This window comes from Nocardioides sp., assembly GCF_004803405.1.
Classification (GTDB): Bacteria; Actinomycetota; Actinomycetes; order Propionibacteriales; family Nocardioidaceae; genus Nocardioides; species Nocardioides vastitatis.
This window is the reverse complement of sequence record NZ_SSXI01000190.1, coordinates 1-22528: the sequence shown is the minus strand read 5'-3', so window position 1 is coordinate 22528 and position 22528 is coordinate 1. Positions and strand designations below refer to the sequence as shown.

Sequence of the window (22528 nt, the reverse complement as noted above, 5' to 3'; positions counted from 1 at the left end):
CACTCGTGGCCCCAGCCGTCGCGGGCCTGGTGACGATGGGCGTCGGCTCCACGGGCCTGGGGTCCGCCGCAGCGGTCGCCGGCACCGGCAAGGGCGGCGCGGTCCTCACCACGAAGGCCTTCATCGCCGCCGCGACCGGCACCGCGGTGGTCGCCGGCGGTGCGGTCGCCGTCCTCCTCACCCGTGACGAGGCGCCGGAGCCGGTGCTGGTCGGCTTCCGCACCGGCGCGATGTGCGCCGACCTGGTGGACGTGGTCAGGGACACCGCGTTCGGAGGGGACGAGCCGGCAGAGGAGCACCGCTTCGTGAAGGGACGGACGATGACGTCGTTGGGGCACTCGAACACCGTCTGGACCGACCAGGTCACCGGCGAACAGGGCGACACGGTCACCCGGCTGGACGGCTGCGAGTGGTCGCCCAAGGCCGCGGGCGGGACCGGCTCCGGGCCGTTCACGTGGTTGGCGGTGCAGGTGACCACCGACGAGGAGCTGATCAGCAGCTGGAAGCAGAACCAGGACCTGGCGAAGGACGATCAGGACGACGTGACGTGCACGGACCTCGCCGTCGCCGGCGCCGCGGCGGCCTGGACCTGCGAGGACGCCTCACAGCGGGGTGCGACCGTGCACTTCGAAGGCGACGGCGCCATGATGTCGTGCTTCGTCGTGGCGAGCCGCCAGGACGACCACGACGCCGCCCGGCTGGGAGACATGCTCGCGGACGTGTGCCCGTCGGCGCTGGACGCGATCGCGATCCGCGAGCGGCCCGCCGACTGACATCGGCCGCGGGCGCAGGTCAGGACTCCGGCGCGCGCAGCCACAGGGTGGCCAGCGGCGGCAGCACCAGCTCGGCGTACGCCGGGCTGCCGCCGGGCGCGTTCGCCTCGAGCGGTCCGGCCGGGTGTGCCCGCACGGTCCCGAGGTTCCCCACGCCGCTGCCGCCGTACGACGAGGCGTCGGTGTTGAGCGCCTCGGTCCAGGCGCCGGCGGCGGGGAGCCCCAAGCGGTAGTCGTGAGGGATCGCCGCGAAGTTGCTGACGCACACGAGGTCGGGCTCACCGGGTGCCCGCCGCACGAACGAGAACACGTTGTGCCCGGCGTCCTGCGCGTCGATCCACGCGAACCCCGCGGGGTCGTTGTCGCGCCTCCACAGCGCCGGGGTGTCGCGGTAACGATGGTTGAGGTCCCGCACGAAGTCCTGCATGCCGCGATGGTCGGGCTTCTGGAGCAGCCACCAGTCGAGCTCGCGGGCCTCGGCCCACTCCGACTCCTGGCCGAACTCGCAGCCCATCATCAGCAGCTGCTTGCCGGGGTGCGCCCACATGTAGGCGAGGTAGGCGCGGAGGTTCGCGAGCTGCTGCCAACGGTCTCCGGGCATCTTGCGCAGCAGCGAGCCCTTGCCGTGCACCACCTCGTCGTGGCTGAGCGGCAGCACGTAGTTCTCCGAGAACGCGTACACGAGCGAGAACGACATCTCGCCGTGGTGGTAGGCGCGATGGATCGGCTCGTGCTGGAGGTAGTTCAGGCTGTCGTGCATCCACCCCATGTTCCACTTGAAGCCGAATCCCAGGCCCCCGCCGGAGGTGGCGCCGGTGACGCCCGGCCAGGCGGTCGACTCCTCGGCGATGGTGACGATGCCGGGGACCCGCTTGTAGGCGGTGGCGTTGAGCTCCTGGAGGAACTGGACCGCCTCGAGGTGCTCGTTGCCGCCGTGCTGGTTGGGCGTCCACTCGCCGTCGTTGCGGCCGTAGTCGAGGTAGAGCATCGAAGCGACGCCGTCGACGCGCAGCCCGTCGACGTGGAACTCCTCGAGCCAGTAGAGCGCGTTGGCGACCAGGAAGTTCCGCACCTCGAACCGGGCGAAGTTGAAGATGTGGGATCCCCACTCGGCGTGCCAGCCGCGCTGCGGGTCGGGGTGCTCGTAGAGCGGGGTGCCGTCGAACAGCGGCAACGCCCAGGCGTCGGTCGCGAAGTGCCCGGGGACCCAGTCGAGGATCACCGCGATGCCCGCCTGGTGCAGGGCGTCCACGAGCCGGCGGAAGCCGTCGGGGTCGCCGTACCTCGCGTCGGGCGCGAAGTACGACGTCACGTGGTACCCCCACGAGCCGCCGTAGGGGTGCTGCATGACCGGCATCAGCTCGACATGGGTGAACCCGAGGTCGGAGAGGTACGCCGGCAGGTCAGCTGCGAGCTCGTCGTAGCTCCAGAACGATCCGTCGGGGTGGCGCTTCCACGAGCCGAGGTGCAGCTCGTAGGTCGCCATCGGCTCGTTGACCGGCTGCTTGGTGGCGCGCTGCTCGAGCCACTCGGCGTCGCCCCACACGTGCTTGCTCTCGAACACCCGGGAGGCGGTCGCCGGGGGAGTCTCTGCGTAGAACGCGAGGGGGTCGGCCTTGTGGCGCCACACCCCGTCGGCGCCCTGGACGACGAACTGGTAGTTCGCGCCCGACGTCACACCCGGGACGAACGCCTCCCAGAGGCCGGATCCGTCGAGCAGACGCATCGGGTGGGCGTTGCCGTCCCAGGCGTTGAAGTCCCCCGTGACGGCGACGTGCCTCGCGTTGGGAGCCCAGACGACGAAGGACGTACCCGTGACGCGCTCTCCGGACGAGGGATCCGGAAGTGTGCGGACGTGAGCGCCGAGCACCTCCCAGAGCTGCTCGTGGCGGCCCTCGCTGACGAGGTGGAGGTCGACCTCGCCGAGGGTGGACGGGAAGGTGCTGCTCTCAAGGGGCGGCATCTTCTGGAGTCTAACGAGCGAACGCGCGAAGCCCAGCCCGCGCCGGCTTCGGCGCCGACCGCTGAGGGCGGTCAGATCATCCGCGGGAACGCGGCCAGCGGGATCGGCAGCCAGGTCGGCCGGTTGCGCGCCTCGTAGACACACTCGTAGACCGCCTTGTCGAGGACGTACGCCGTGAGCAGCGTCCGGTCCGTCTCCGCGAGCTCCCCGCAGTACGCCGACAGGAAAGCCTTGCGGTTGCGGCGGGCCCACTCGTCGGCTCGATGGGCGCGCTGGGCGATCACGTCGGGGTCGTCCTCGGGCATCGACTCCGCGACCGCGTGCGGGGCGTAGTCGAAGGAGCGGGTCATGCCGGCGACGTCGCGCCAGGGCGCGTCGGGCAGCAGCCGCTCCGACAGTGGCTTGGCCGGCTCGCCCTCGAAGTCGACCAGCTTCCAGCCCAGCACGGTGCGCAGGGTCTGGCCCAGGTGCAGGTCGCCGTGGATCCGTTGCACGGGGATCTCCCCGAGGTCGTCGACCGCGTCGAAGACGGCGACCACGCCCTCGACGTACTGCTGGAGGTCCGGGACGATCTCGACGGCTGCGTGGAGCCGCCCCTTCATGCCCTCGACGATGTCGACTGCGGACGCCGTCCCGGTCGGGAAGGAGATCCGGAGCTGCTCGTGCACCTCCTTCAGGGCGGTGCCGAGTCGCGCCGCCTCGGCCGCGAAGTCCCCGCCGACCTCCTCGGCGTGCAGGTCGGCTTCGGCGAACAGGTCCCGGACGCTCGCCAACGCGATGTCCCAGCCGTCGCTGGCGGTCCGCAGGAACTGCTGGAGCATCGCCAGGTGCAGGTCACCGCTCTCGACCCAGCCGTAGAGGTTGGCGATGTGAGTCGAGCCGGCCTCCGTCAGCACCTTGTGCGTCGTGATGTCGGGGTTCTCGCCGGGGGTGATCTTGCGGAACACCTTGAGGATGGCGTCCTCGCCGAACGCGATCGAGGAGTTGGACTGCTCGCCGCTGAACAACGTGCCCGGGGCGGTCAGGTCGAGGTCGTGACCCTGCATCCGACGGAACGTCAGCTCGCCGTCGGCCTCCTCGCCGAACGCCTCGAGGTAGCGCGCCATCGCCGCCCGGTCGTGGGTCGCGTCGTACGCGAGGACCTGGCCCATGCCGTCCTCGGTCCACTGGCCGACGACGGCATGGTCGAGCCGGTCCTGTGGCTCGGCGTAGAAGGCCAGCGGGACCTGGTAGAGCTCGGTGTCCCCGTCGGAGTAGGTCACCTCGACCAGATGTACGACGACCCGCGGCTCGGTCGCGTCCGGAGGGCCGACCACTCCGAGCCGCTGGACGTCGGTCACCTCGAGCTCGCGCCCCTTGCCTCCGAACCAGCGTGCCCGGCCGAGGAACTCCCTCAGCGAGTGCTCGACATGGTCGTCGGCAGTGTCAGCAGACATCAGAGAACAGGCCTTCCCGTCGTGTCGGGATCCGTGAGTCGGAACCAGTAGAAGCCGTGCCCACTGAGCGTCAGGAGATACGGGAGCTCGCCGACCCGCGGGAACGGCACCCCGCCGAGCAGCTCGACGGGCACCCGTCCCTCGTACCGCCGGAGGTCGAGCTCCACCGGCTGCGGGAACCGCGAGAGGTTGTTGACGCAGAGGATCAGGTCCCCGTCCGCCTCGCCCTCGGTGTACTCCCGGACATAGGAGAGCACCGTCGGGTTCGAGCCGCCGAGGTCGGTGAACGTCCCCAGGCCGAAGGCGTGGTGCTTGCGACGGATGTGGATCATCCGCCGGGTCCAGTGCAGCAGCGAGGAGGGGTTCTCGAGCTCGGCCTCGACGTTGACCCGCTGGTAGCCGTAGACCGGGTCCTGGTTGAGCGGCAGGTGCAGCTTGCCGGGCGTCGCCGAGGAGAACCCGGCGTTGCGGTCCGGTGTCCATTGCATCGGCGTCCGTACGCCGTCGCGGTCACCGAGCCAGATGTTGTCGCCCATCCCGATCTCGTCGCCGTAGTAGAGGACGGGGGAGCCGGGGAGGGAGAGCAGCAGAGCCGTGAACAGCTCGATCTGGTTGGTGTCGTTGTCGAGCAGGGGCGCGAGCCGCCGGCGGATGCCGATGTTGGCCTTCATCCGCGGGTCCTTGGCGTACTCACCCCACATGTAGTCACGGTCCTCGTCGGTGACCATCTCCAGGGTGAGCTCGTCGTGGTTGCGCAGGAAGATGCCCCACTGGCACCCCTCGGGGATCGCCGGCGTCTGGTCGAGGATCTCCGAGACGGGGAAACGCGACTCCCGCCGGACCGCCATGAAGATGCGTGGCATGACGGGGAAGTGGAAGCACATGTGGCACTCGGTGCCCACCAGTGCGCCGCTCTCCGGGTCCTCGGTGCCGCCGAAGTAGTCCACGACGTCGGCCGGCCACTGGTTGGCCTCGGCCAGGAGCACGCGGCCGGGGTAGTGGTCGTCGATGTAGGAACGGACCTTCTTGAGGAACTCGTGAGTCTCCTTGAGGTTCTCGCCGTTGGTGCCGGGCCGCTCGTAGAGGTAGGGCACGGCGTCGAGGCGGAACCCGTCGAGTCCCATGTCGAGCCAGAACTTGAGCGCGCCCAGGATGGCGTCGTGCACCAACGGGTTGTCGAAGTTGAGGTCCGGCTGGTGGTGGAAGAACCGGTGCCAGTAGTACTGCTGACGCACCGGGTCCCAGGTCCAGTTGGACGGCTCGGTGTCGACGAAGATGATCCGGGCCTCCTGGTACTGGTCGTCGGTGTCCGACCACACGTAGAAGTCGCCGAACGGCCCGTCGGGATCGGCGCGCGACGCCTGGAACCACGGGTGCTGGTCGCTCGTGTGGTTCATGACGAAGTCGATGATCACCCGGATGCCGCGCTTGTGTGCCTCGTCGAGGAACTGCTGGAAGTCCTCGACGGTGCCCGCCTCGGGCAGGATCCCGGTGTAGTCGCTGACGTCGTATCCGCCGTCACGGAGGGGCGAGGTGAAGAACGGTGGCACCCACAGGCAGTCCACCCCGAGCCACTCGAGGTAGTCGAGCTTCTCGGTGAGCCCCCTGAAGTCCCCGGTTCCGTCGCCGTTGGAGTCGCGGAACGACCGGACGAGCACCTCGTAGAAGACCGCGGTGCGGAACCAATCGGGCTCGTCGTTGAGCGCGCGCGTGGCCGAGAGCGCCGAGACCTCCTCGCTCATCGCTGACCCTTCACGACGAGGATGTGGGCCGGCTCGACGTGCGGGTCCAGCCTGACGTAGTTGTGCTCGCCCCACGCCCACTGCGCGCCGCTGAGCTCGTCGCGAACGGTGAACGTGCTGCCCGGCGCCAGGCCGAGCGCAGGGAGGTCGACGTGCACCATCGTCTCCCGGACCCCGTGCGGGTCGAGGTTGAGCACGACGATCACCCGGTCGGTCGTGCCGGCCGGGGTGACCGCGACCTTGCTGAAGCAGATCACGTGCTCTTCGTCGGTGGGGTGGACGGTGAGGTTGCGGAGCAGCTGCAAGGACGGGTGTCCGCGTCGCAGGGCGTTGAGCTTCGCGACGTACGGCGCCAGGCTGGTGTCGCTCGTGTCGGACTCGGACGCCGCCCAGTCCCGCACGCGGATCTGGTACTTCTCCGAGTCGAGGTACTCCTCGCTGCCGGGGCGCACGGCGACGTGCTCGAACAGCTCGTAGCCCGCGTACATGCCCCAGTTCGGGGACGACATCGCCGCCAGCACGGCACGGATCTTGAACGCCGGCGGGCCGCCGTACTGGAGGAACTCGTGGAGGATGTCGGGGGTGTTGACGAAGAAGTTCGGCCGCACCCGATGGGCCGACTCCGTCGCCACCTCGCGGAGGTACTCCTCCACCTCCTCCTTCTCCGTGCGCCACGTGAAGTACGTGTAGGACTGGTGGAAGCCCACCGCGCCGAGCGTCTGCAGCATCGGCGGCTTCGTGAAGGCCTCGGACAGGAACAGCACGTCGGGGTCGGTGCGTCGGACCTCCGCCAGCAGCCACTGCCAGAACGCGACCGGCTTGGTGTGGGGGTTGTCGACACGGAAGATCCGCACGCCGTGTGCCATCCAGTGCCGCACGATGCGGAGCACCTCGGCGGAGATGCCGTCGGGGTCGTTGTCGAAGTTGACCGGGTAGATGTCCTGGTACTTCTTCGGCGGGTTCTCGGCATAGGCGATCGAGCCGTCGGCGCGGGTCGTGAACCACTCGGGGTGCTCGGTGACCCAGGGATGGTCGGGCGCGCACTGGAGGGCCAGGTCGAGCGCGACCTCCATGCCCAGCTCGCGCGCGCTCGCGACGAACGCCTCGAAGTCCTCGAGGGTGCCGAGGTCGGGGTGGACGGCGTCGTGGCCGCCGTACTTGCTGCCGATCGCCCAGGGGGAGCCCGCCCAGTCCGCGGGGGTGGGCTCGCCGTCCGGGAGCACCGCGTTGTTCGGCCCCTTGCGGTTGACCTCACCGATCGGGTGGATCGGCGGGAGGTAGACGACGTCGAATCCCATCCGCGCCACGGCGGGCAGCCGCTCGGCGGCGGTGCGGAAGTTGCCGCTGACGAGCTCCCCGGTCTTCGGGTCCAGGTGGGCGCCCTCGGAGCGGGGGAACAGCTCGTACCAGCTGGAGAACAGGGCCCTGGGCCGGTCGACGAACACGGGGAACGGTCCCTCGACCGTCAGCAGGTCGCGTAGCGGATGGGCGATCAGCACGGCACGTAGGTCCGGAGACTCCAGCTGGGCGAGCCGCGCCGCGACCGGACGCCTCGCGTCGCCGGACGCCGTGATCGCGGCCTTGACCACGCCGAGCTCGTCGGGGGTGAGGGTGCCGGCCGCGACGATCCGCTCGAGCAGCAGTCGGCCCTCTGCGAACATCAGCTCCACGTCCAGGCCGGCGCGGATCTTGATCCCGGCGGCGTGCTGCCAGGTGGCGACCGGGTCCGACCACGCGTGGATCTCGAACGTCCAGGCGCCCATCGCGTCGGGCGTCACCCATGCCTGGTGACGGTCGACGGTGTGCCGGTCGATCGTCGGCAGGGCCGTCATCCGCACGGGCGGTCTGCGCGTGCCGTCGGGTGCGATCAGCACCACCTCCGCACCGAGCCGGTCGTGGCCTTCGCGGAACACGGTGGCACTGACGGGGAACGGCTCGCCGACAGCGGCCTTCGCGGGAAGCCGTCCGTACGACGGTCCGGCCTCCACGATGGGCATCACATCGATGACAGGGATGCGTCCGACCATGACCCCACCCAACAGGGGAGGATCAAGGGACTGCAAGGTGTCGTCCGGCGCGTCACCCGTAGTGAGGTCCCACAGCCCAGGAATCTCCCGTAGATCGAGGAAATCGCCCGTCGATCGGCGGGGGTTGCGGCGCAACCTCCTCGACCGGCGGCGGCCGAGCGTCAGCCGGTGGTGAGGTCCCACACGTCCACGAGGTCGCCTCGCCGAAGCGGGTGCCCGTCGGGCGGGAGGTCGATGAGCGCGTCGGCTCCGGCGAACCAGCCGAGGAAGCCGGAGCCCGGCGGGCCCCACGGCGTCACCGTCCCGGCATCACGGTCGAGCCGCGCCCGGCGCAGCTGTCGCTTGCTCGGCAGAGGGGTGAGTGCCTCGGTCAGTGCGGCCCGGACGACCGGGCGCGACGGCCGGGGGTGGCCGAGCGCCCGCCGCAGCGCGGGCCGGACGAAGACCTCGTACGACGTCAGCGCGCTGACCGGGTTCCCCGGCAGGCAGACCACGGGGACGCCGGCGAAGCGCCCCGAGCCCTGCGGCATGCCCGGCTGCATCGCGACCTTCACGAACTCGACGCCCCGTGGCCCGAGCCCGTCCTTGACCACCTCGTAGGCGCCGGCGCTCACCCCGCCCGAGGTGAGGACCAGGTCGACGTCTCCGTGGGCGAGCTCGGACTCCAGGAGCGCGAGGAAGGCCGGGACATCGTCGGCGACCCACAGCCTGCGCACGGCGACCCCACCGGCGTCCTCGACGGCCGCAGCGAGAAGGGCTCCGTTGGCGTCGCGGATGGTGCCCGAACCGGGCTCGGGGTTCTCGGACAGCTCGGAGCCGGTCGAGCAGACCAGCACCCTCGGCCGTCGATGCACGACGACCTCGGCGACGCCCAGCGCGGCCAGCACCCCGAGCTGGGCCGGGCCCAGCACGGTCCCGGCGGCCAGCATCTCCTGTCCGGGCCCGACGTCGCTCCCGGCCGTGCGGACGAACCGGCCGGGCTCCGGGGCGGCACGGATCTCGACGATCTCGGTCCCGCCGTCGGTGGCCTCGACCTCGACGATCGCATCGGCGCCGTGAGGGACCGGGGCGCCGGTCATGATCCGGAGGGCGGTTCCCGGCTCGAGCCGGCCGAGCGCCGCCCCGGCCGGGAGGTCGCCCGCGACGGGCAGTCTGACCGGATGCTCGGCTGACGCGGATGCGAGGTCGGCGGCGCGCACGGCGTAGCCGTCCATCGCGGAGTTGTCGAACGAGGGGAGCGGCTCCGGCGCGACCACGGCCGACGCGAGGACCCGCCCACGGGCCCGGTCCGTGGCCACCTGCTCCGTGCCGAGCGCGCCGGCCGGGGCGACGAGGGCTGTCACGTGGCGCTGGTGCTCGGCCACGGAGCGAAGGGATGCGGTGCTCATCGGGAGCAGCCTAGGGCCGGTGGACGGTGCGTACCGTCGCGGAGCGATGCCCACAATGGACGGGGGACGGGCGAGGCGGCCCCCATGACCCACCCCGCCCGTCAGCAGGCTTCAACTTCGGCCGTTCGGTGTTCGTTACGCGGGTGCGGCGCGCCGGGGTTGCTTGGAACGTTCAAGCGGAGTTGGCTACCGTCGACCCATGCGTGCGATCCGGCGGTTCACGGTCCGCCCCGTCCTTCCCGACGCGCTTGCCGCCCTCGGCGAGCTCGCCTCCAACCTGAGGTGGTCGTGGCACCCGCCGACCCAGGACCTGTTCGCCGCGGTGGACCCGGAGCTGTGGCGCAGCACCGGTCACGATCCGGTGCGGCTGCTCGGTGAGGTGCCGGGTGAGCGCTGGCGGCAGCTCGCGGCCGACGAGTCGTTCGTGCGTCGGGTCGGGGAGGCGCGGGCCGACCTGACGGCGTACCTCTCGGAGGATCGCTGGTACCAGCGCGCCCGGGACGAGCGTCCGGACCTGACGTGGCCGCGGTCGGTGGCCTACTTCTCACCCGAGTTCGGCATCACGGCGGTGCTGCCGCAGTACTCCGGCGGCCTCGGCATCCTCGCCGGCGACCACCTCAAGACGGCCAGCGACCTGGGTGTGCCGATCGTCGGCGTCGGCCTGCTCTACCGGCACGGGTACTTCAAGCAGGCGCTCTCCCACGAGGGCTGGCAGCTCGAGAGCTACCCGGTGCTCGATCCGGACGGACTGCCGCTCTCACAGCTGCTCGAGTCCGACGGCACGCGAGCCACGATCTCGATCCGGATGCCCGACGGGCCCGACCTGCTCGCCAGGATCTGGGTGGCGGCGGTGGGCCGGGTGCCGCTGCTGCTGCTCGACACCGACGTCGAGGGCAACCCCGACCACTACATCGAGATCACCGACCGGCTGTACGGCGGCAACACCGAGCACCGGCTCCGTCAGGAGCTGCTGCTCGGAGTCGGTGGCGTGCGTGCCCTCCGCGCCTTCTCCCGCATCACCGGCGCCGCCGCGCCGGAGGTGTTCCACACCAACGAGGGCCACGCGGGATTCCTCGGTATCGAGCGGATCCGCGAGCTCACCGCCGACCCGTCCGGGCCGCAGCTCGACGTCGCCACGGCGCTGGAGGTCGGGCGCGCGTCGACCGTCTTCACCACGCACACCCCTGTCCCGGCCGGCATCGACCGGTTCCCGTGCACGCTGGTCGAGCAGTACTTCGGGGACCGGGGCGCGACGCCCGGCGTCCCGGTCGACGAGGTCCTGAGGCTGGGCACGGAGGACTATGCGGGCGGCGACCCTGGAGTCTTCAACATGGCCGTGATGGGATTCCGGCTCGCGCAGCGCGCGAACGGCGTCTCCCAGCTGCACGGCCAGGTCAGCCGCGGGATGTTCAACGGGCTGTGGCCGGCCTTCGACGAGGCCGAGGTGCCGATCACCTCGATCACCAACGGCGTGCACGCGCCGACCTGGGTCGCCCGTGAGGTGATCGCGATGGCGTCCCGGCAGGGCGCCGACCCGGAGGACGACGACACCGAGGCGTTCTGGGCGGCGCTGGAGAAGGTGCCGGCCGCCGAGGTCTGGTCGACCAAGCGACTGCTGCGCGAGCGGCTGGTCGAGGACGCCCGCCGCCGGGTGCGCAAGTGCTGGGAGAAGCGTGGCGCCACGGCGGGCGAGCTCGGCTGGATCGACGAGGCGCTCGACCCGGACGTGCTGACCATCGGCTTCGCCCGCCGGGTGCCGTCGTACAAGCGGCTGACGCTGATGCTGCGCGACCCGGAGCGGCTCAAGGCGCTGCTCCTCCATCCCGAGCGCCCGGTCCAGCTGGTCATCGCGGGGAAGGCGCATCCGGCCGACGACGGCGGCAAGCGACTGATTCAGGAGCTGGTCAGGTTCGCCGATGCCGAGGACGTCCGGCACCGGATCGTGTTCCTGCCCAACTACGACATCGGACTCGCCCTGCCGCTCTACCCGGGCTGCGACGTGTGGCTCAACAACCCGCTGCGCCCCTACGAGGCGTGCGGCACCTCGGGCATGAAGGCCGCTCTCAACGGCGGCCTCAACCTGTCCATCCTCGACGGATGGTGGGACGAGTGGTACGAGCCGGAGTTCGGCTGGCCGATCCCGTCCGCCGACGGGCTCGAGGACTACTCCGACAAGCGGGACGACCTGGAGGCTGCCGCGCTCTACGACCTGATCGAGCAGGAGGTCGCGCCGCGGTTCTACGACCGTGACGCCGACGGCGTGCCGCTGCGCTGGGTCGAGATGCTGCGCCATACCTGGTCCTCGCTCGGTCCCAAGGTGCTCGCCACCCGGATGGTCCGCGACTACGTCGGCCAGCTCTACGCGCCGGCCGCCCACAACACCCGCGCGCTCGGCGCCGACGCGGCCGGTGCCCGCGGGCTCGCCGGCTGGAAGGCTCGGGTGCGTGCCGGCTGGCCGAGCGTCCGGGTCGAGCATGTCGAGGCCGAGGGGGTCGGCGACGCCGCCGAGGTCGGTGCGGTGATGACCGTCCGCGCCTACGTCGCGCTCGGCGAGCTCTCGCCCGGCGATGTCGCGGTGCAGCTCGTCCACGGACGGGTCGACGCCGAGGACGTGATCGTCGAGTCACGGCTCACTCCGCTCGACCTCGCGGAGTCCTACGACGGTGGGCGGCACCGCTTCGACGGCCAGGTCGAGCTGGGCCGGTCCGGTCCCTTCGGCTACACGGTCCGGGTGGTGCCGACCCACCCGCTGCTGGTCGCGCCCGCAGAGCTCGGCGTCGTCGCCTCGGCCTGACAGCGGACCGGGGCGGGCCTCAAGCCGACTGCTCGACCTCCTGCAGCACGACGACGCAGCGGGGCCCCAGGGTCAGGTGCCCGCCGATGTCGACCGGCTTGCCGGTGGGCTGGTCCGGGTCCGTGGTCAGGACGACCTCGCCGCGGGTCACCCAGTCGTTCTCCGGCAGGTGCACGTCGACCGTCTGGTCACCGGCGTGGAACCACAGCAGGAACGACGCGTCGACGAGCTGCTCGCCGCGTGGCCCCGGCTCACGCAGCGGCTTGCCCGACAGGAACATGCCGACGGTCTGCAGGGAGCCGTCGTGCCAGTCGTCCCCGGTCATCTCGCGACCGGACGGATGCAGCCAGGCGAGGTCCTTGGGGCCGCCGACCATGGTCGGCCGTCCCTCGAACCAGTTGCGCTGGGTCAGCGTCGCGTGCTGTTGCCGCAGGCGCAGTGCCTTCTTGACCACGTCGTAGACGTCGAGCCAGGCGTCGTCGGTGCCCCAGTCGAACCAGGAGATCTCGTTGTCCTGGCAGTAGGCGTTGTTGTTGCCGCCCTGGGTCCGCCCCTTCTCGTCACCGGCCGTCAGCATCGGCACGCCGTTGGACAGGCAGAGGGTGAGCATGATGTTGGCGGCCTGACGACGGCGCAGCGCGGCGATCCCCGGATCGTCGGTCTCGCCCTCGACGCCGTGGTTCCACGACCGGTTGTTGTCCGACCCGTCGCGGTTGTCCTCGCCGTTGGCCTCGTTGTGCTTGTGGTCGTAGGACACCAGGTCGCGCACCGTGAAGCCGTCGTGCGCCGTGACGAAGTTGACCGAGTTGTACGCCGAGCGCCCGTCGTCGGCGTAGAGGTCGGAGGAACCGGCGAGTCGGGTCGCGACGGTCCGCACGCCGTGGGTCTGGCCGCGCCAGAAGTCGCGCAGCGTGTCCCGGTACTGGTCGTTCCACTCCACCCACGGGGGAGGCATCCGCCCGACCAGGTAGCCGTCCATCGAGACGTCCCAGGGCTCGGCGATCAGCTTGGCGTGCCGCAGGACCGGGTCCTGCCCGATGGCGGTGAGCAGCTTGCAGGCCATGTCGACCTCGGTGCCGGTTCTGGTCAGTGCCGACATCAGGTCGAAGCGGAAGCCGTCGACGTGCATCTCGGTCACCCAGTAGCGCAGCGAGTCGAGGATCAGCCGCAGCGCCTGGGGGGATTCGGAGTTCACGGTGTTGCCGCAGCCGGTGACGTCCCAGTACGTGTCGTCGTACGGCCCGAACGGCCCGTCGGGCGCGCCCTGGGTGGGAGGGACGCGTCGGTAGAACCCGCGGTCGTCGAAGCCGCGGAACGACAGCGTCGGCCCCATCGGACCGGCCTCGGCGGTGTGGTTGTAGACCACGTCGAGAATCACCTCGATGCCGGCGCGGTGCAGCGCCTTGACCATCGACTTGAACTCGGTGACCTGCTGTCCCCGGTCACCGGCGGCGCTGTAGTCGCCGTGGGGCGCGAAGTAGCAGAGCGAGTTGTAGCCCCAGTAGTTGGTCAGGCCGCGCTCCAGCAGCAGCGGCTCGGAGAAGAACTGGTGGGTGGGCAGCAGCTCCACGGCGGTGACGCCCAGGTCGCGCAGGTAGTCGATGGCCGCAGGGTGGGCGAGGCCGGCGTAGGTGCCGCGCAGGTCCTCGGGGATCTGCTCGTTGCGCGCGGTGAAGCCCTTGACGTGGAGCTCGTAGACGACGGTGTCTCGCCAGCGCCGCCGCATCGGGGTGTCGCCCTCCCAGTCGAAGAGCGGTGCGACGACCACGCTGCGCGCGGTGGCGTGTGCCGAGTCGATGTCACTCGGCTGTTCCGGGTCGTCGGGGTCGTAGCCCAGGAGGTCGATGCCGGGGGTGATCGTGCCCGACACGGCGAGGCCGTAGGGGTCGAGCAGGAGCTTGTTGGGGTTGAACCGCAGCCCCTGCTCGGGGTCCCACGGCCCGTCGACGCGGTAGCCGTAGGCGGTGCCGGGGGCGATGCCCGGGAGCGCGCCGTGCCAGATGCCGAGCGACTGCTCGGTGAACTGGTGCCGCTTCTCGCCCCCCTCGTCGTCGAAGATGCACAGCCAGACGGCGGTCGCGTTCGGGGCGTGGACGGCGAAGTTCGTCGACTCCGGTGTCCACGTCGCGCCGAGCGGCCAGTTCCGTCCGGGCCAGACGGGGGCACGGTCACCGAAGGAGCGCCACAGCACAGGGGTCACCCGGTCCATTGTGCCCGGCCACTGGTTCCGCCGTGACGCACCGGCCTGGGAACCGGCACAATGCGCTGTCGGAGCTCGACCCCGAGTCAGCCGCAGTGACCGAGCACTTTGGAGAGGTACCAGATGAGCAGCGAGTTCGTCCGCCTTGAAGTCGCGGACGGCGTCGGGACGATCCGGCTCGATCGACCCAAGATGAACGCGATCAGCCTCCAGGTGCAGGACGAGCTGACCCTGGTCGCGGCCGAGGCGACCGCGCGCAAGGACGTGCGCGCCGTCGTGGTCTGGGGAGGACCGCGGGTCTTCGCGGCCGGCAACGACGTCAAGGAGATGTCGACGATGTCCTACACGGACATGGTCGACCGGGTCGATGCGCTCCAGGGCGCGGTGAACGCGATCGCCCGGATCCCCAAGCCCGTGGTCGCGGCCGTGAACGGCTATGCCCTGGGAGGTGGTTGCGAGCTCGCGCTCGCCGCCGATGTCCGGTTCGCTGCCGAGAATGCGGTCCTCGGCCAGCCGGAGGTCCTCCTCGGCATCATCCCCGGCGCGGGCGGCACCCAGCGGCTGCCGCGTCTGATCGGCCCCAGCAGGGCCAAGGAGCTGCTCTTCAGCGGCCGCTTCGTCAAGGCGGACGAGGCGCTGGCCATCGGGCTCGTCGACCGCGTCCTGCCGGCTGACGACGTCTATCCGGAGGCCGTGACGTGGGCGGCCCAGTTCGCCACGGCTGCGCCCTACGCCCTCCGCGCAGTCAAGGAGGCGGTCGACCGGGGCCTCGAGGCGGACATCGAGACCGGCCTCCAGATCGAGCGCCAGCACTTCGCCGCGGCGTTCGCGACGCACGACCGGGCCGCGGGCATGCAATCCTTCATCGAGAACGGGCCGGGCAAGGCCACCTTCGAAGGGCGGTAAGGGCAGTGGCGGACAAGGAGACCGACGCGTCGGCGCCGACCAGGTCGCTGAACGCGGCCCGGGCGCGCGACATCGCGGCGCGCGCCGTGTGGGTCGTCTGCATGGTGCTCGCCCTGATCCTGGCGGTCGCGGCGTTCAGCTTCGCGCTCGAGGCCAACGAGGACAACGGGCTGGTCATCCTGGTGCGGGACCTGGCCGACGTGTTCGACCTGGGGTTCTTCGACCTGGGGAACCCGGTCAAGGACTTCAGCGCTCCGAACGCCAAAGTGAAGACGGCACTCTTCAACTACGGCATCGCCGCCGTCGTGTACCTCGTGCTCGGGCGGGTCCTCGAGCGGCTGCTTCGTCCGTGACGTGCGCCTCGGTGTGAGTTACTCCACGCGGCTGCGGATTCCGCGGTACTGAACCGGGCGGTAACCTGCCCAACGCTGTCCTCTACGGACCACAGCTGTTCCCTGCCCGGGCTTCCGGTCAGGGCTCACGATGCACAGGAAGGGGCCGGTCCGGCCACAACCATGACACTCTCCAACATTGTCGTCCTTGTGAAGTACGTACCCGACGCGACCGCAGACCGGAAGTTCGAGGCGGACAACACCGTCGACCGCGTCGGGGTCGACGGGCTCCTCTCCGAGCTCGACGAGTACGCGGTCGAGCAGGCCCTCCAGATCAAGGAGAAGCGGGCCGACGAGGAGATCACCGTCACCGCGCTGACCGTGGGCCCGCCCGAGGCGGAGACCGCCGTCCGCAAGGCCCTCCAGATGGGCGCCGACAAGGCCGTTCACGTGCAGGACGACGCGATCGCCGGCTCGGACGCCGTCGCGACCTCTTTGGTGCTCGCCAAGGCGATCGAGAAGATCGGTGTGCCCGAGCTGATCATCGGCGGCCTCGCGTCCACCGACGGCAGCATGAGCGTGGTCCCCGCGATGCTGGCGGAGCGGCTCAACCTGCCCCAGGTCACGCTGGCCTCGGTCGTGGAGACCCAGGGCGACCAGGTCCGGATCAAGCGTGACGGCGACACCGCGACCGAGGTCGTCGGCGGCACCCTTCCCCTCGTCCTCTCCGTGACCGACCAGTCGGGCGAGGCGCGCTACCCGTCCTTCAAGGGCATCATGGCGGCGAAGAAGAAGCCGCTGGAGACCCTCGCCCTGACTGACCTCGGCGTCGAGCCGGGTGAGGTGGGCCTCGAGGCCGCGTGGACCAAGGTCGAGTCCGTCACCGAGCGCCCGCCGCGGACCGCCGGCGAGATCGTCAAGGACGAGGACGGATCGGGCGCCACTGCGCTGGTCGAGTTCCTCGCGTCGAAGAAGTTCATCTGAGAAGCCTGGAATCGAGGAACTGAAGACATGTCCGAAGTTTTGGTTCTCGTCGACCACGTCGACGGTTCAGTCCGCAAGCCCACCTACGAGCTCCTGGCGATCGCCAAGCGCATCGGCGAGCCGTCCGCCGTCTTCATCGGCGGCTCGGCCCAGGCCGGCGCCGTCGCCGAGGCCGTGAAGGCCTACGGCGCGGAGAAGGTCTACGTCGTCGACGACGCGGAGATCAAGGGCTATCTCGTGGCGCCCAAGGCCGAGGCGCTGCAGCAGCTCGCCGAGAAGACCTCGCCGGCCGCGATCCTCATCCCGTCCTCCGCCGAGGGCAAGGAGATCGCCGGGCGCCTGGCCATCAAGCTCGCCTCCGGCCTGATCACCGACGCCGTCGACGTGACCTTCGAGGGTGGCGAGATCCGTACCACCCAGTCGGTGTTCGCCGGCAACTTCACGGTCGACGCGAAGGTCACCAAGGGCACGCCGATCATCACGGTCAAGCCCAACGCCGCCGCGCCCGAGGAGGGCGCTGCCGCCGGCGCGGTCGAGGAGTTCGCGGCCACCATCTCCGAGGCCGCCAAGACCGCGCAGATCGTGGCCTCCCAGCCGCGCCAGGCCACCGGCCGCCCCGAGCTCACCGAGGCCGCGATCGTGGTCTCCGGTGGTCGCGGCACCGGTGGTGACTTCACCGCGGTCGAGGCCCTCGCCGACGCCCTCGGCGCCGCCGTGGGTGCCTCGCGTGCCGCGGTCGACTCCGGCTGGAAGCCGCACACCTTCCAGGTCGGCCAGACCGGCAAGACGGTGTCGCCGCAGCTCTACGTGGCCAACGGCATCTCCGGTGCGATCCAGCACCGCGCCGGCATGCAGACCTCGAAGACCATCGTGGCGGTCAACAAGGACGAGGAGGCGCCGATCTTCGAGCTCGTCGACTTCGGTGTCGTCGGTGACCTCCACTCGGTCCTGCCGGCCGTGGCCGCGGAGATCGAGAAGCGCAAGGGCTGACCCGAGAGCCTGAGCGCGTCCTCGCGTCGTCGAGCGCCCCGTCCGGTGATCCGGGCGGGGCGTTCGCGATCTAACCTTGCGGTGTGAGCATCACCGACGACGTCCTCGCCGCCGCGACTCGCGCCCGGGTCGCGGCCCGCGGGCTCGCCCTGGCCACGCGGGCCCAGAAGGACACCACCCTGCACGCCATGGCCGAGGCGCTGCTGACACGCGGAGACGAGGTCCTGGCGGGGAACGCCGAGGACGTCGCGCGCGCCGAGGCCGGCGGCAGCCCGGCGAACATCATCGACCGGCTCCGGCTGACCCGGGAGCGCCTGGAGGGCATGGCGCAGGGCCTCCGTGACGTGGCCGGCCTCGCCGACCCGGTCGGCGAGGTGGTCCGCGGCAGCGTGCTGGCCAACGGGCTGGAGCTGCGTCAGGTCCGGGTCCCGTTCGGCGTGGTCGGCATGATCTACGAGGCCCGGCCGAACGTCACCGCCGACGCCGCCGGCATCTGCCTCAAGTCGGGCAACGCCGTGCTGCTCCGCGGCAGCTCGTCGGCCCGCTCGAGCAACGCCGCGATCGTCGCGGTGCTGCGCGACGCGGTCGAGGCGTCCGGACTGGAGCCAGACATCGTGCAGATGGTCCCCGGCGACAGCCACGAGAGTGTGAAGGTCCTGATGCAGGCCCGCGGGCACGTCGACGTGCTGATCCCACGCGGGGGAGCCGGCCTCATCCAGTCCGTCGTCGACGAGTCGACCGTCCCGGTCATCGAGACCGGCGTCGGCAACTGCCACGTGTACGTCGACAGCCGGGCCGACCTCGACAAGGCCCTGCGCGTCGTGCTCAACGCGAAGACCCACCGCACCAGCGTGTGCAACGCCGCCGAGTCGCTGCTGGTCCACGCCGACGTCGCCGACGAGTTCCTGCCGCGCGTGGTCAGGGCGCTCCAGGACGAGCAGGTCACGATCCACGGCGACGCCGCGTTCGCGTCCTACGAGGGCGTCGTCCCCGCCACCGACGACGACTGGGCGACGGAGTACCTCTCCCTCGACATCGCTGCCCGCGTCGTACCCGACCTCGACACCGCCCTGGAGCACATCCGGCAGTGGTCGAGCGGTCACTCCGACGCGATCCTCACCGAGGACCAGGGTGCGGCGCGACGGTTCGTCGCGGAGGTGGACTCCGCCGCCGTCCTGGTCAACGCCTCCACCCGGTTCACCGACGGCGGCGAGTTCGGCTTCGGCGCGGAGATCGGCATCAGCACCCAGAAGCTCCACGCCCGCGGGCCGATGGGGCTGCCCGAGATGACCTCGACGAAGTACGTCGTGATCGGCGACGGGCACGTGCGATAGCGCCGATCCGGTACTGGTGCGCGGAACCGTCATCTCCCCGCGATAGGTTGCGCGCATGGCAGGCTCCCGGGAGCGGATCTACGCCGATCCGTCCGCTGAAAGGCTCTTCACCGGGGCCACCATCATCACCTTCGTGCGCACGGTGGCGACGCTCGTGCTCTCGCTGTGGGGTGCCTACGACGGCAGCCTGACCCTGCTCGTCGCGGGTCTGGTGACCTACTGGGTCGGCGACACCCTGGACGGTGAGTGGGCACGCCGTTTCGACTGTGAGACCCGCATGGGCGGGCTGATCGACATGATCTGCGACCGGCTCAGCTGCGGCGCCTTCTACATCGGACTGGCCTGGCTCCAGCCCACCCCGTTCTTCGGGGACGAGCCGATGGAGCTGATCGCCATCCCGGTGGCGGTGTACCTGTTCGAGTTCATGGTCGTCGACATGTTCCTGTCGCTGGCCTACCTCGCCTGGCCGATCCGCAGCCCCAACTACTTCTACGTCATCGACCGCCGGATCTACCTCTGGAACTGGTCCCGGCTCGGCAAGGCCGCCAACTCCGGGCTGTTCGCGATCCTGCTGCTGGTCACCGGGTGGTGGTGGCTGGGCCTGATCATCGCGGTCGCGCTGCTCGTGCTGAAGTGCGTGTCCCTGCGCTGGCTGCTCCAGCTCGGGCTGCCCGTCCCCGAGCGCCCCGTCCCCGGGGGAGCTGCGACCGGTCGGCCCTCGGCAGCATGATCCTCTGGTTCTCGACGTTCGCCGTCAGCGTCGTCTCCGCGCTGCTCCCGTTCCTCCCGATGGAGGCCTACATCATCGCGGCCGGCGCGGCCGAGGGCGGCACCGCGACCGCGATCTCGCTCGGCGTCGCGGCCGGTGCCGGCGCGACCATCGGCAAGCTCGTCTGGTACGAAGCGGCCCGCCGCGGGATCGACTCGCGCTGGGCGCAGAGGAAGCTCGCCAAGCCCAAGGTCAAGGAGGGCTACCAGAGATGGGTCGAGCGGATGCGGGGGCGACCCTGGTACGCCGTCGCCGTCATGTTCGTGGCGGCCTCGGTCGGTGTCCCGCCGCTGCTGGTGATGGCCGCGGTCGGCGGGCTGCTCAAGATGCCCCTGTGGGCCTTCGTCCCCACCGTGTTCCTGGGCCGCTCGATCCGGTTCACGCTGTTGTTCATGGGCGTCGACCTCGCCGTTCACTGATGGCCGGCCGAGCACGTCCTCGAGGCGGGGCGAGCGGCACGGCCTCCGTCCCGCAGTGCCGGCCGGCCGCACCCCCGGTCGAGGCATTCGGTAGCATGCGGCCATGCTCAGCCAGATCAGCCTGACCGCCCTCGCCGTCGTTCGCGCCGCCGAGGAGCACGGTGAGCCTGCCGTCAACCCGTGGTTCATCGGCGGAGGCACCCTGGCCGTCCTGCTGCTCATGCTGCTGGGCCTGATCTGGTTCGGTGGCGGCCGCGAGCACAGCTGAGCGCTCCGTGCCCGGGTCGGAAGGACGTCGCCTCCGCCTCGGCGTGATGGGCGGCACGTTCGACCCGATCCACCACGGCCACCTGGTCGCCGCGTCGGAGGTCCAGGGCTGGTTCGACCTCGACGAGGTCGTCTTCGTGCCCACCGGACAGCCCTGGCAGAAGACCGAGCGCCGGGTCTCGCCCGCCGAGCACCGCTACCTGATGACGGTGGTCGCGACCGCGGCCAATCCACGGTTCACCGTCAGCCGGGTCGACATCGACCGCGACGGCCCGACCTTCACCAAGGACACCCTGCGCGATCTCCACGCCCAGCGACCCGAGGCCGACCTCTACTTCATCACCGGCGCTGACGCGCTCACCGACATCTTCAGCTGGCGCGACGCCGACGAGCTCTTCGAGCTCGCCCACTTCGTCGGCTGCACCCGACCGGGCTCGGACATGGACCCCGACACCCTGTCGAGGATCCCGCACGACCGGGTCACCATGGTGGAGGTCCCGGCCCTGGCCATCTCCTCGACCGAGTGCCGCCAACGCCAGAGCGCGGGCCAGCCGATCTGGTACCTCGTCCCTGACGGCGTCGTGCAGTACATCACCAAGCACGGGTTGTACGGCCCCGGAACCGGCGAGCGTGTCTCCGGCCCGACCGGGCCGACGAGCCCGCCACCGGCACCCACCGACGCGCTGCCGCGCACCGCCGACCCCTTCGATCCCACTTCCTGACCACGGAGACCCATGACTGCCACTGACCATGCCGTCGAGCTGGTGCGCGCCGCGTCGCTCGCCGCAGCCGACAAGCTCGCCACCGACCTGCTCGCGTTCGACGTGAGCGAGCAGCTCGCCATCACCGACGCCTTCCTGCTCGCCTCCGGTGCCAACGACCGCCAGGTGCGCGCGATCGTGGAGGAGGTCGAGGACAAGCTCCGCGAGCTCGGCGCCAAGCCGATCCGCCGCGAGGGGCATCGCGACGGCCGTTGGGTGCTGCTCGACTACGGCGACGTCGTGATCCACGTCCAGCACACCGAGGAGCGTCAGTTCTACGCCCTCGAGCGGCTGTGGCGTGACTGTCCCGGCATCGAGCTGCCCGACGGCGCGCACGGTCCTGTCGGCACCGATCGGGCCGACCGGGGCGACCGGGCCGACGGGCCTGACGGCGCCGTGGGCGACCGTCCGGCGCCCGAGTAGCCGTGCCCGACCAGTCCCGGCGGATCGTGCTGCTCCGCCACGGCCGCACGGCGTGGAACGCCGCCAGGCGGATCCAGGGTCAGCTCGACCCGGAGCTCGACGACGTCGGCATCGCGCAGGCCCGCGCAGTCGCCCCGGCTCTCGCCGCGCTCGAGCCGGCGCTGCTGTGGTCCAGCGACCTCGCGCGCGCCCGGCAGACCGCCGACGAGGTCGCGAAGGAGTGCGGGCTGACGGCGTCGTACGACCAGAGGCTGCGGGAGTTCGCGCTGGGCGAGTACCAGGGACTGACCCATGCCGAGCTCGAGGCCCGCTCGGCGGAGGCGCACGAGCGCTTCCACCGTGACGAGTGGGACGGCATCCCCGGTGCGGAGTCGGTCGCCGAGGTGGCGGCGCGCTTCGTCGACGCGCTGCGCGACCTGGTCGCCGAGCTCGCGGCGGGGGAGACCGCGGTCGTCGTCTCCCACGGCGCGTCGACCCGGCTCGGGCTGGTCGCCTTCCTCGGCTGGCCCACGCGTACCGCGCACGACCTGCGCCCCCTGGAGAACTGCAGCCGGATCGATCTCGTGGAGCAACGGCCGGGCCAGTGGGCGCTGGAGTCCTACAACTTTCCGGCCGCGGTTGTCGCGTGATCGCGGAGCACGGTGCGGGTCGACGCCCCCCGGATTTCACCTCGGTCACCGGCGTTGGCTAGTATTCCGCAGGTTGCTTCGCCTGGTGGCGGGGCGCGACAACCGAATGGGGCTGTGGCGCAGCTGGTAGCGCATCTGCATGGCATGCAGAGGGTCAGGGGTTCGAGTCCCCTCAGCTCCACCGATCGAAGGCCGACCCGAGGGTCGGCCTTCGGCCATTTCCGGGCTCGGTGCTAAGTCCTCACGCCCCCTCGTCCGCTGCCGCCCGCAGGCCGAGCGCGACGCCCGCGGCGACGACGCCCGTGCCGAGCCACACCAGCGGGCCGGGGATCTCGCCGCCGAGTGCGACCCCGCCGACCGCGGCGGTGATCGGGACCACCCCGGTGAAAAG

Annotated in this window: 19 protein-coding genes and 1 tRNA gene; 14 read left to right on the top strand and 6 right to left on the bottom strand. The window is 70.7% G+C overall.

What is annotated here, in order from left to right; genetic code table 11:
• Positions 1–773 (top strand): hypothetical protein (locus E7Z54_RS23270; RefSeq protein WP_168798321.1); only part of this gene is annotated, 773 nt, incomplete at its 5' end.
• A gap of 19 nt (positions 774–792) precedes the next feature.
• Here the strand turns inward: E7Z54_RS23270 and glgB are convergent.
• The 5 genes from glgB to E7Z54_RS13350 form a co-directional block, all read right to left on the bottom strand.
• Positions 793–2736, bottom strand: a complete 1944-nt coding sequence (glgB, locus tag E7Z54_RS13370; RefSeq protein WP_136434470.1) for a 1,4-alpha-glucan branching protein GlgB — start codon at positions 2734–2736, stop codon at positions 793–795.
• 71 nt (positions 2737–2807) lie between these two features.
• Complete coding sequence (locus tag E7Z54_RS13365; RefSeq protein WP_136434468.1) at positions 2808–4172, bottom strand: maltokinase N-terminal cap-like domain-containing protein; 1365 nt, start codon at positions 4170–4172, stop codon at positions 2808–2810.
• Positions 4172–5914 (bottom strand): maltose alpha-D-glucosyltransferase, encoded by a 1743-nt coding sequence (treS, locus tag E7Z54_RS13360; RefSeq protein ID WP_136434466.1) that lies wholly within the window; start codon positions 5912–5914, stop codon positions 4172–4174. The genes E7Z54_RS13365 and treS overlap by 1 nt, the downstream gene beginning before the upstream one ends.
• The gene (locus E7Z54_RS13355) at positions 5911–7941 is read right to left on the bottom strand and encodes an alpha-1,4-glucan--maltose-1-phosphate maltosyltransferase (RefSeq protein ID WP_136434464.1); all 2031 of its coding nucleotides are present in this window, start codon (positions 7939–7941) and stop codon (positions 5911–5913) included. Before E7Z54_RS13355 ends, treS begins: the two co-directional genes overlap by 4 nt.
• A gap of 161 nt (positions 7942–8102) precedes the next feature.
• Complete coding sequence (locus E7Z54_RS13350) at positions 8103–9329, bottom strand: molybdopterin molybdotransferase MoeA (protein ID WP_136434462.1); 1227 nt, start codon at positions 9327–9329, stop codon at positions 8103–8105.
• A gap of 199 nt (positions 9330–9528) precedes the next feature.
• On the opposite strand from E7Z54_RS13350, the gene glgP reads away from it, so the two are divergent.
• Complete coding sequence (gene glgP, locus E7Z54_RS13345) at positions 9529–12123, top strand: alpha-glucan family phosphorylase (RefSeq protein WP_136434460.1); 2595 nt, start codon at positions 9529–9531, stop codon at positions 12121–12123.
• Positions 12124–12142: 19 nt separating this feature from the next.
• Here the strand turns inward: glgP and glgX are convergent, their stop codons facing one another.
• The gene (glgX, locus tag E7Z54_RS13340) at positions 12143–14323 is read right to left on the bottom strand and encodes a glycogen debranching protein GlgX (RefSeq protein WP_240769671.1); all 2181 of its coding nucleotides are present in this window, start codon (positions 14321–14323) and stop codon (positions 12143–12145) included.
• A gap of 123 nt (positions 14324–14446) precedes the next feature.
• On the opposite strand from glgX, the gene E7Z54_RS13335 reads away from it, so the two are divergent.
• The 12 genes from E7Z54_RS13335 (at position 14447) to E7Z54_RS13285 (ending at position 22318) form a co-directional block, all read left to right on the top strand.
• On the top strand, positions 14447–15229 hold the full coding sequence (locus E7Z54_RS13335) for an enoyl-CoA hydratase/isomerase family protein (RefSeq protein ID WP_136434457.1): 783 nt from the start codon (positions 14447–14449) through the stop codon (positions 15227–15229).
• Positions 15230–15234: 5 nt separating this feature from the next.
• A complete protein-coding gene (locus E7Z54_RS13330; RefSeq protein WP_240769670.1) occupies positions 15235–15582 on the top strand; it encodes a hypothetical protein in 348 nt (115 codons plus the stop codon).
• Positions 15583–15771: 189 nt separating this feature from the next.
• Entirely contained in the window at positions 15772–16545 is a 774-nt protein-coding gene (locus tag E7Z54_RS13325; RefSeq protein ID WP_240769669.1) for an electron transfer flavoprotein subunit beta/FixA family protein, read from the top strand.
• Positions 16546–16572: 27 nt separating this feature from the next.
• A complete protein-coding gene (locus E7Z54_RS13320; RefSeq protein WP_136434453.1) occupies positions 16573–17535 on the top strand; it encodes an electron transfer flavoprotein subunit alpha/FixB family protein in 963 nt (320 codons plus the stop codon).
• Positions 17536–17618: 83 nt separating this feature from the next.
• Positions 17619–18869, top strand: a complete 1251-nt coding sequence (locus E7Z54_RS13315) for a glutamate-5-semialdehyde dehydrogenase (protein ID WP_136434451.1) — start codon at positions 17619–17621, stop codon at positions 18867–18869.
• 55 nt (positions 18870–18924) lie between these two features.
• On the top strand, positions 18925–19599 hold the full coding sequence (locus E7Z54_RS13310) for a CDP-alcohol phosphatidyltransferase family protein (protein WP_136434449.1): 675 nt from the start codon (positions 18925–18927) through the stop codon (positions 19597–19599).
• Entirely contained in the window at positions 19596–20057 is a 462-nt protein-coding gene (locus tag E7Z54_RS13305; protein WP_136434447.1) for a VTT domain-containing protein, read from the top strand. The genes E7Z54_RS13310 and E7Z54_RS13305 overlap by 4 nt, the downstream gene beginning before the upstream one ends.
• Positions 20058–20160: 103 nt before the next feature.
• A complete protein-coding gene (locus tag E7Z54_RS23265; RefSeq protein ID WP_168798320.1) occupies positions 20161–20325 on the top strand; it encodes a hypothetical protein in 165 nt (54 codons plus the stop codon).
• A complete protein-coding gene (gene nadD / locus E7Z54_RS13300; protein WP_276606228.1) occupies positions 20303–21046 on the top strand; it encodes a nicotinate-nucleotide adenylyltransferase in 744 nt (247 codons plus the stop codon). The genes E7Z54_RS23265 and nadD overlap by 23 nt, the downstream gene beginning before the upstream one ends.
• Before the next feature lie 12 nt (positions 21047–21058).
• On the top strand, positions 21059–21508 hold the full coding sequence (gene rsfS / locus E7Z54_RS13295) for a ribosome silencing factor (protein WP_136434443.1): 450 nt from the start codon (positions 21059–21061) through the stop codon (positions 21506–21508).
• 2 nt (positions 21509–21510) lie between these two features.
• Complete coding sequence (locus E7Z54_RS13290; RefSeq protein ID WP_136434441.1) at positions 21511–22137, top strand: histidine phosphatase family protein; 627 nt, start codon at positions 21511–21513, stop codon at positions 22135–22137.
• A gap of 108 nt (positions 22138–22245) precedes the next feature.
• Positions 22246–22318, top strand: a tRNA-Ala gene (locus E7Z54_RS13285).
• The last annotated feature ends 210 nt before the right edge of the window (positions 22319–22528 follow it).